Raw genomic sequence first — 8,263 nt, 5'->3', positions numbered from 1 at the left:
CAAACGTGCCCATTTTGTTTATCAGTGCCCGGCAAAGCGATGACGATGTACTGATTGCACTCAACATCGGGGGAGATGATTACATCATCAAGAAACCGTATTCGCTCAGTGTACTGTTAGCCAAGGTGAAGGTGATCCTTAAAAGATATGATACCATGGTGAATGATGTGGATAATCGAGAAAAAGCCACTTTAAATAATAAAAAAAATGAGAATTGCTGTGGCAATTTGCGAATCGATGTCGACGCCATGAAGGTTTATGTTAACGAAAAAGATGCCGGTTTTAAGACGAAAGAATTTAAATTACTGCAATATCTTTATAAAAATCGAAACCGGGTGATCTCAAAGGACGAATTGTTTGCCAATATATGGGGGGGTTCATTTTTTAGTGATAGAACGTTAAATGTCCATATCCGCAAAATTCGGGAGAAAATAGAAACCAATCCCAATCAACCAACTTATATTAAAACTATCTTGGGCACTGGTTATATGTTCGAAACACCAGAAGCTTGAAGTTGAAAAACAGTACTTTGATAATTGAGGATAAGGCATGAAAATAAAAAAATGATCATTGGTTTTACGGTATCGCTGATTGTCTGTTATGGTATTACGGTCAGCTACATCAATGGAACAAGTGAGAACAACGTCGATGTCATGGTGCTTAATGCAGTTGTCAAGACCATTGAAAAAGAGTTGCAAGATGAGCCCACAAGCAGTTCGAGGTCAGGAACAAAGGAGAAAATGGCCTATGATATTGTTTTCACCACGGATAAAGATTATCAGGCCCGTTTATTTGAAGCCATAAAAAATAGCAATACTGTGATGGATCTGACGACAACTTCAGCTATTGGGCGGGATGAAATTTTCGGGAAAGTTATTTTTTTGAATGAGAGTTCCCAAGCGGCGTCAATAAAAACCAATTTGCTAATCGGAGTTAGTATTATATTTTTGATTATCGTTAGTGGCTTTTATGGTATTTTGGGAATAGTGTATCTATCCATATTAAAAGTAAGGATTTTTCACTTGCAAAAAACAGTTTAATCAATTGTTGAAACCGCCAAGGCGAATCACTTAAATCCCTACAAATATCTCGAATATTTGCTTGAAAATATTTAATCAATTTCATTCCGCGAAAACAAAGCATTGCTTGATTCGTTACCCCCATGGAATCCTCAAGTTCAAACGCTGTGTAAAATTTGATAATAAATAGTAATGGCGGCCATCCGGCCGCCGTAGTTATTATTTGTACATGTCTTAATGGATGTTTACGATTTTTCTATTGAAAAGTTTCTAAAAGAACCTATATTATATTATCGTAAATCCACATAGCCATATACAGATTAGCCATTTGCTTACAGTCATAGAAATTAATATTAAAAAGTTCCTTCATACGTTTGAGTCGATAAGAAATAGTATTCTTATGAAGACCTAGTAATTCAGATATTCGCTTTGTATCCTGATTACATCGGAAGTAGGCTCTTAAAGTATCCATATAGCATGTAGAAAATTCTCTGTCATTTTTTTGTATTTTTTCTAGAATGATATTTGTAAACAATTCAGGGTCGGCAGTAGCGTGAGTAGAGGCAATGATTATAAGCAACTTATAATCATCTGCAAAAATCACATCAGTTAGAATACCTTCAGATCGAGCATAGTGCACTGCAAATCGAGTCGCACGAAAGTGTGAGGAAGTCCTTTTGAGATCTGTAAATATATCACTGACACAAATTATCACTTCATCTCCCAATATGTTTTTCAGTTTCTGGAGAGAACAAAGCTCCTTTTCATCGAGCAATATAACGTATCCATCTTCAAATTTTACACACCACCAGTTATTATGGTTTGAAGTAAATTGAGTGAGCTTTTGCTTCAAATATATCTCATGGCTATTCTGGTTGGGAGAAATCCAAAGTAATCGATAACCGGAGACTAAATTAAAAATAAAATTTTTCATATTTCGTCGCTGATACTCATCTAGATTTATATCCCCATTTAAAAGACCTAGTAAAAAGTTTTGCATAGGATGTGGCTTATTTTTGAAAAGGTAGCCATTAAGGGATAATGAAATGCTCGATAAGCTAGCTAAAAGTTCTATAATTTCGGTTATGATCGTCCCTGGAACTTCACCAGTAATGGGGATATCAAGGACACAAATCAGAGTACCATTATAAAGACAACCACAGCACATGTGTTTATATCGTTGATAGGGCCATGCCATAGCAAAAGGTTTCCCTGTGGTTAGAAGGTAGTCAATTCGGTGACCAATATCTTGCTCTTCATCGATAGTCATATATTTAGCAGATTCTGTATATTCGTTGATAAGGTCCTTTGTGTAATTATGAGATTTGGCGATTATTGTTCTTGTTGGTAGAGTAATGGCAACTGGGTTTTCTGCGTATTCTGCAATCAGATTACAAATATTGTGCAGATTTGCGCCTTCAGAAAGTAACGTCATATACCTAGCTTTTACAGTGTTGATTTCTGTGTTCATAGTTTATTCCCTTTACTGCTATTTGTGTTAAAACACAAATAGTCTATACTTTAATATGATTATTACACAAATGGTAGTGTGGTACAAGACATAAAAGTTAGGATTTTAAAAATGTAAACGATTATTATTGTGCGCAGAAACAAAATTATGATTTAAAAAAACTTTTGCAGACATTGATAAATTAATATCAAATATTGTATGATTTAAAAAGCTAATCTTTTATAGAATGGCGTTCTTAAAAATATAGAGAGGAGATTTTTTTTATGGAAACAAAATTTATTGCATTAACTGTCAATGGAAAGAAGTATGAGTTTTTGAGTGGATCTGATTCAATAGTTGGCATAGTTCCTTGGAACGAAACACTATCAGATACATTACGTCAGCGGCTCGATCTTACCGGTTCAAAGGAAGCATGTGGTGAGGGGGCATGCGGTTGCTGTACGGTCTTGGTGGACAATAGAGCTGTATCTAGCTGCATGACGCTAACATCAGATTGCAATGGTAAAGAGATCATCACCATTGAGGGATTAGAGGATCCTGTTACAGGAGAATTGGATCCTCTTCAGCAGGCATTCATCGATTATTATGCATTTCAATGTGGATTCTGTACACCGGGTATCATCATGGCAGCAAAAGGATTATTAATTAAGAATCCTCATCCAACTGAAGAAGAAGTTAAGGATGCCTTGTCAGGAAACCAATGTAGATGTATCAGTCAGTATCATGTTATTGATGCAGTTATGCATGTATCAAAACAAATTTCAATTTAGAGAGGAGAAAAGTAAATGGAAAAAAAACCATACCGACATATAGGGGTAAATCGACCTCGTATTGATGCCAGAGAGATTGTGACTGGTAAAGCGATTTTTCTGGATGACTTCAAGATGAAGGAGATGCTTCAGGCAAAAGTACTCAGAAGTCCCTATCCCCATGCGAAAATCACTCGCATTGACATCTCAAAAGCGGAAGTATTACCAGGAATCCACGCAGTACTCACACATAAAAATTTACCGAAAGATGTACAAAAGTGGAGACTTGGTAACCCTCCCCTAATACCCGTATTAACTGATACTGTTCATTACGTAGGTGATGCTGTGGCATTAGTGGCTGCGGATTCTGTTGAGATCGCCTTAGAGGCATGTGATCTCATTGAAGTTGAATATGAGCAATTAGAACCTGTATATTATACACAGGATGCGGTAAAACCAGATGCAGTACAGATTTACCCTGAACTTCCGGGAAACATTGTACCTGAAATAGAAATGGTCGGCGAAAAAATGCTGACACATCTGGTGAGAGGTGATGTTGACAAGGCACTTGAAGAAGCAGATTATGTTGAAGAAGGTGTGTATGAATATAAAAAATTTGCTTCTCCAATGGCTACTGAACCTCCAGGGGTCATAATGTGGATGGACAAGGGCATCGTTAAAGCATATGCGACCACTCAAGCACCTGAAGTTTATAACATGACGCTGAATATGCGTACAGGTATGAAAGTTGAGACTAAAACATTCAATGTTGGAGGAAGTTTTGGGAACAAGTCAATTATGCAAACTACTTCAGCATATGCTCTTGCCTTAGCGGTAGCTACAGGCCGACCAGTAAAAATGTATTTGACGAAGAGTGAACAGTTGCTTATTCATGACATGCGTATTGGCTGTTACATGGACTGCAAGATAGGCTTAAAGGATGGCATCGTCACTGCAGTAAAGGGTAAATGGTACCTGGATGCTGGAGCACTGAACGATTTAGGTCATGTACAGATTGCCGTTGGTATGGGAGAGATGCAAGTGGCTCTTGGAAAATGCAAGAACTGGGATATGGATGCTAAGGTTGTAGTGACTAATCATGTTCAAACTGGTTCTGTTCGTGGATTCGGTGGACAGGAAGTTAAGAGTACTCTTATGCCATTGGTTATGCGTGCAGTTGCCAAGGCAAACATTGATCCAGTTGAATTTTGTATCAATAATTTTTCTGAGACTGGTGATGGATGGTACTGGCGTGATTCACAATGGTATACCGCACGCGAACAAGAATATAAGCACTGTATGCGCAGTAGTGCTGAGAAATTCGGATGGAGTGAGAGTTGGAAGGGGTGGAATAAACCTACACGAGTAGAGGGAAATAAAGTATATGGTGTCGGTGTATCCATGCATGGAAACGCAGATGTAGGTGAAGACAATTGTGAAGCGTATGTTCGTCTGGAATCCAGTGGATATGTATACTTGCATAACTCCATACCTGAAGCAGGAACAGGTCAGCGTAGTAATCTGAGAAAGTATGTGGCAGAGGTCTTGGATATTGAGGTTGAACACGTAATTGTTGTAGAACCGAGTACAGAAAATTCACCATGGGATTTGGGCCCGGCAGGCTCACGTAGTACTTTGACAACTGGTCATGCTGTAACTGTAGCGGCTGAGGACGCAAGAAAACAGCTTTTGGAAGGTGCTGCAAAAAACATATTCCATTGTCCATTTGAAGAACTTGAAACTACTGACGGTATGATCTACCATAGAGATAATCCAGAAAATAAAGTGCCTTGGATAGCAGCATTCGAGCACTTTGGGTTAACAATTACAGGGGTTGGAACGTATTATTCTGATTATAGCAAAAGTAACTTTGGTATTTACTTTTCTGAAGTGGAGGTTGATTTAGAAACAGGAATTACCAAGTTGGTACGTGTTTTAGTAGGATCAGATGTTGGTCAGATTATCGATCCTGCAACATTGGAAATGCAGGTACATGGCGGTTTTGGAGCAGCGGCTGCTGATTCTGGGCTTCTTGAAGAATCTGTTTTAGATGAGTATACAGGTCGTCTTTTAACCGGAAACCTGATTGATTATAAATGGCGTACTTTTGATGAGTTCCCACCCTTTGACATGGTTATTGAAGAAGGGCAACCTGAGATATCTCGTTTTAAAGCAATTGGTTTCGGTGAAATTTCTGGTGCGCCTGGTCCTGCATCTATGATGATGGCAATTTCCAATGCAATTGGCAAAGAGTTTTGTGAATACCCAGCACATCCAAGGGCTATTCTCAAAGCACTTGGAAAAGCATAAGGAGGAAAATTAATGAAAAATTTTAATCATATTAATGTTGATTCATTTGATGCTGCTAGTTTTGAATTAGCACATAAAAAGAATGGAAAAACAGTCTTAATAGCTGGTGGTACGGACCTTATGAATATATTGAAGGAAGAGATACTTCCAGAATACCCTGATACGGTTATCAATATTAAAAATATTCCCGATTCAGAAGGAATAACCGTGGGTGAAAACGGAATTACTATTGGTGCACTCACTAAACTAGTTGATATTGCAGAATCACAGATAATAAAGGAAAAAGCTATCGGTCTTGGAGAAGCGGCGAAATCAGTAGCATCTTCACTTGTGCGTAACGCGGGAACCATTGGTGGCAATATTTGTCAGGATGTACGTTGTTGGTATTATCGCTATCCTCATTCAAGTGGGGGAAGAATGGTGTGTCAGAGAAAGGGCGGATCTGAGTGTTATGCAATCCGAGGAGATAACCGTTATCATTCAATTTTCGGAGGGATGAAGACACATCGTTCATCATGTACTGGTGAATGTCCTGCAGGTACGGATATTCCGGCTTATATGGAGCAAATCAGGAAAGGAAATACAGCCGGAGCAGCCCAAATTATTATGGAAGTCAATCCCATGCCGGCACTTACCAGCCGTGTTTGTGCTCATTTCTGTCAGGACGGATGTAACAGAGGCTGTCAGGACGAAGATGTTGCAATTGGAAACGTCGAACGTTATGTTGGAGATTATATTCTGGAAAACAGTGATTTGTATTTTAAAGCACCAGCGACTTCAACCGGGAAATCCGTAGCGATTATCGGTGCCGGTCCTTCCGGATTATCCGCAGCCTATTATCTGCGTCGGGCTGGAAATGACGTCACGATTTACGATACCAAAAAAGAAGCAGGTGGCATGCTGATGTACGCCATTCCAGCTTATCGACTACCCAAAGACATTGTCAGGAAGTTTGTCAGCAGCCTGAAAAAAATGGGAATTAATATTATTACCAATACAACCATTGGTAAAGATATTCAAGCATCAAAAATAGAAGAAAAATATGACAGTGTATTTTATGCAACCGGTGCCTGGAAACGGCCGGTTATTGGAATCGCCGGAGAAGAACTTACCGAGTTTGGTTTGGATTTCCTGATCCAGGTTAATGAATGGATGAAGGGCAAGGTTGGCTCGGAAGTGCTGGTAACCGGCGGTGGAAACGTCGCAATGGATGTTGCCATCACCGCTAAGCGACTGGGTGCTAAAAAAGTCACCATGGCATGCCTAGAATGTGAAAGTGATATGCCTGCCAGTCGGGAAGAAATTGCAAGAGCCAGAGAAGAAGGCGTCATTATTATGCCTTCCTGGGGTTTGAGCAAAGTCATTGAAGAAAATGGTGTTCTTAAAGGAATGGAACTCAAACGATGTACATCTACCCGGGATGAAAAAGGTGCCTTTAGTCCTCAATACGACCATTGTGAAACCCAGATTGTCAATGCTGAAAACATTTTAATGGCAGTGGGTCAGCAGGTTGATTTATCCTTCCTAGATGAAAAGTATCAGGTACAGTTAAATCAACGCGGTTTAATCGATGTCTCCGAAGAAACACAAATGACCTCACGAGAAGGTGTTTTTGCTGGCGGGGATGCGACAACGGGTCCAGCGACTGTTATTAAAGGGATTGCCAACGGACATAAAGCAGCCAATGGGATGAATAAATATCTTGGCGTTGTGGAAGCACATATCTTTCACAACATGATCTCAGAAGACGAAGGATTTATCACCTTTGATCCGGAAGGGTTAAAAGTAAAAACAGCTGCCAAATTAAAAGAAATTCCAGCCGATAAACGTAGCATTGACAAAGAAGACGCATTTAGTCTGTCTGTGGAAGAAGTCTTAAAAGAAGCCAGTCGTTGTATGAACTGCGGGTGTTATGCTGTAAATGCTTCAGATATATCGCCGGTTTTGATAGCGATGGATGCTACCATTATTACTAATAAGAAGAAAATTAAGGCAGTAGATTTCTTTACTATTAAACTCAATTCTGTTGATATGTTGGATTTAGACGAACTTGTTAAAGCAATATTTATTCCAGATATGTCTTCATTTCAGACACATTATGAGAAACTCCGAATTCGAAGATCTATCGATTTTGCTCTAGTGAGTTGTGCTTCGGCATATAAGTTAACAGACGGAAAAATAAATGATATATCAATCGTGTTGGGTGGCGTAGCACCGGTACCTTACAAATTGGCTGAAGTTGAAGAATTATTGATAGGTAAGGAAATGACATCAGAGTTGGTTGAACAGTGTGTGGATGTTGCTATGAAGCATGCAATGCCACTTGAAAAGAACACCTATAAACTTTCGGAGACACGTTCATTAGTTAAACAGTTACTTTCAGAAATTAACTAAATAAAAGGTATTTTAAACAAAATTATCTAGAAAAAATTAAACTTGGAGGTTTTATAATATAGCGCATATACTATTGAGTAAAATCTTCATTTTATCTGAAACGACATATCAACAAAATATTAATAAAAAAATGTTGATAGTAAGCATCCACTTCATGAAGGAAAATTCACCCTATTTGCAACAATTTGTTATTTCAAAGGGGAGATGTTTCCAGATACGATATGCACTTATTAATTTGGAGGCTGTATTTATAGAAACCTACATTATTTGGCTTAAAGCATTTTTTTCCCAGCCCTAGTACTGGAGGAGTTTTATTAATA

The 8,263-nt window shown here is 38.7% G+C and carries 7 protein-coding genes; 6 read left to right on the top strand and 1 reads right to left on the bottom strand.

Annotated features, from left to right (window positions below):
* The 3 genes from FZC40_RS15605 to FZC40_RS17870 all read left to right on the top strand — a co-directional run.
* Positions 1–512: response regulator transcription factor (locus FZC40_RS15605; RefSeq protein WP_148606021.1), on the top strand; the 512-nt coding region annotated here is incomplete at its 5' end.
* A 51-nt stretch (positions 513–563) separates the two neighbouring features.
* Positions 564–1,040 (top strand): hypothetical protein, encoded by a 477-nt coding sequence (locus FZC40_RS15600; protein WP_148606019.1) that lies wholly within the window; start codon positions 564–566, stop codon positions 1,038–1,040.
* A 3-nt stretch (positions 1,041–1,043) separates the two neighbouring features.
* Positions 1,044–1,115 (top strand): transposase domain-containing protein, encoded by a 72-nt coding sequence (locus tag FZC40_RS17870; RefSeq protein WP_148606025.1) that lies wholly within the window; start codon positions 1,044–1,046, stop codon positions 1,113–1,115.
* 184 nt (positions 1,116–1,299) lie between these two features.
* Here the strand turns inward: FZC40_RS17870 and FZC40_RS15590 are convergent, their stop codons facing one another.
* Entirely contained in the window at positions 1,300–2,490 is a 1,191-nt protein-coding gene (locus FZC40_RS15590) for a PucR family transcriptional regulator (RefSeq protein ID WP_148606017.1), read from the bottom strand.
* Positions 2,491–2,753: 263 nt separating this feature from the next.
* Here FZC40_RS15590 and FZC40_RS15585 point away from each other — a divergent pair, with 263 nt between their 5' ends.
* Genes FZC40_RS15585 through FZC40_RS15575 form a run of 3 tightly spaced genes read left to right on the top strand, consistent with a single transcriptional unit; the run spans position 2,754 to position 7,943 of the window.
* Positions 2,754–3,260 carry a (2Fe-2S)-binding protein gene (locus FZC40_RS15585; protein ID WP_148606015.1) on the top strand — a complete coding sequence of 169 codons (507 nt, stop codon included), beginning with the start codon at positions 2,754–2,756 and terminating at the stop codon, positions 3,258–3,260.
* Between the two features lie 15 nt (positions 3,261–3,275).
* On the top strand, positions 3,276–5,549 hold the full coding sequence (locus FZC40_RS15580; RefSeq protein ID WP_148606013.1) for a xanthine dehydrogenase family protein molybdopterin-binding subunit: 2,274 nt from the start codon (positions 3,276–3,278) through the stop codon (positions 5,547–5,549).
* A gap of 12 nt (positions 5,550–5,561) precedes the next feature.
* Entirely contained in the window at positions 5,562–7,943 is a 2,382-nt protein-coding gene (locus FZC40_RS15575; protein ID WP_148606011.1) for an FAD-dependent oxidoreductase, read from the top strand.
* Positions 7,944–8,263 lie beyond the last annotated feature (320 nt).

This window comes from Acetobacterium tundrae (assembly GCF_008086615.1).
Lineage (GTDB): Bacteria > Bacillota > Clostridia > Eubacteriales > Eubacteriaceae > Acetobacterium > Acetobacterium tundrae.
Note: the sequence above shows the minus strand (reverse complement) of the source record. Positions and strands in the feature narration are given on the sequence as shown.

What these genes read in the sequence shown, in the direction of transcription:
- FZC40_RS15575 (WP_148606011.1), top strand. Translation starts at nt 5,562, where the DNA reads ATGAAAAATTTTAATCATATTAATGTTGATTCATTTGATGCTGCTAGT.
- FZC40_RS15600 (WP_148606019.1), top strand. Translation starts at nt 564, where the DNA reads ATGATCATTGGTTTTACGGTATCGCTGATTGTCTGTTATGGTATTACG.
- FZC40_RS15585 (WP_148606015.1), top strand. Translation starts at nt 2,754, where the DNA reads ATGGAAACAAAATTTATTGCATTAACTGTCAATGGAAAGAAGTATGAG.
- FZC40_RS15590 (WP_148606017.1), bottom strand. Translation starts at nt 2,490, where the DNA reads ATGAACACAGAAATCAACACTGTAAAAGCTAGGTATATGACGTTACTT.
- FZC40_RS15580 (WP_148606013.1), top strand. Translation starts at nt 3,276, where the DNA reads ATGGAAAAAAAACCATACCGACATATAGGGGTAAATCGACCTCGTATT.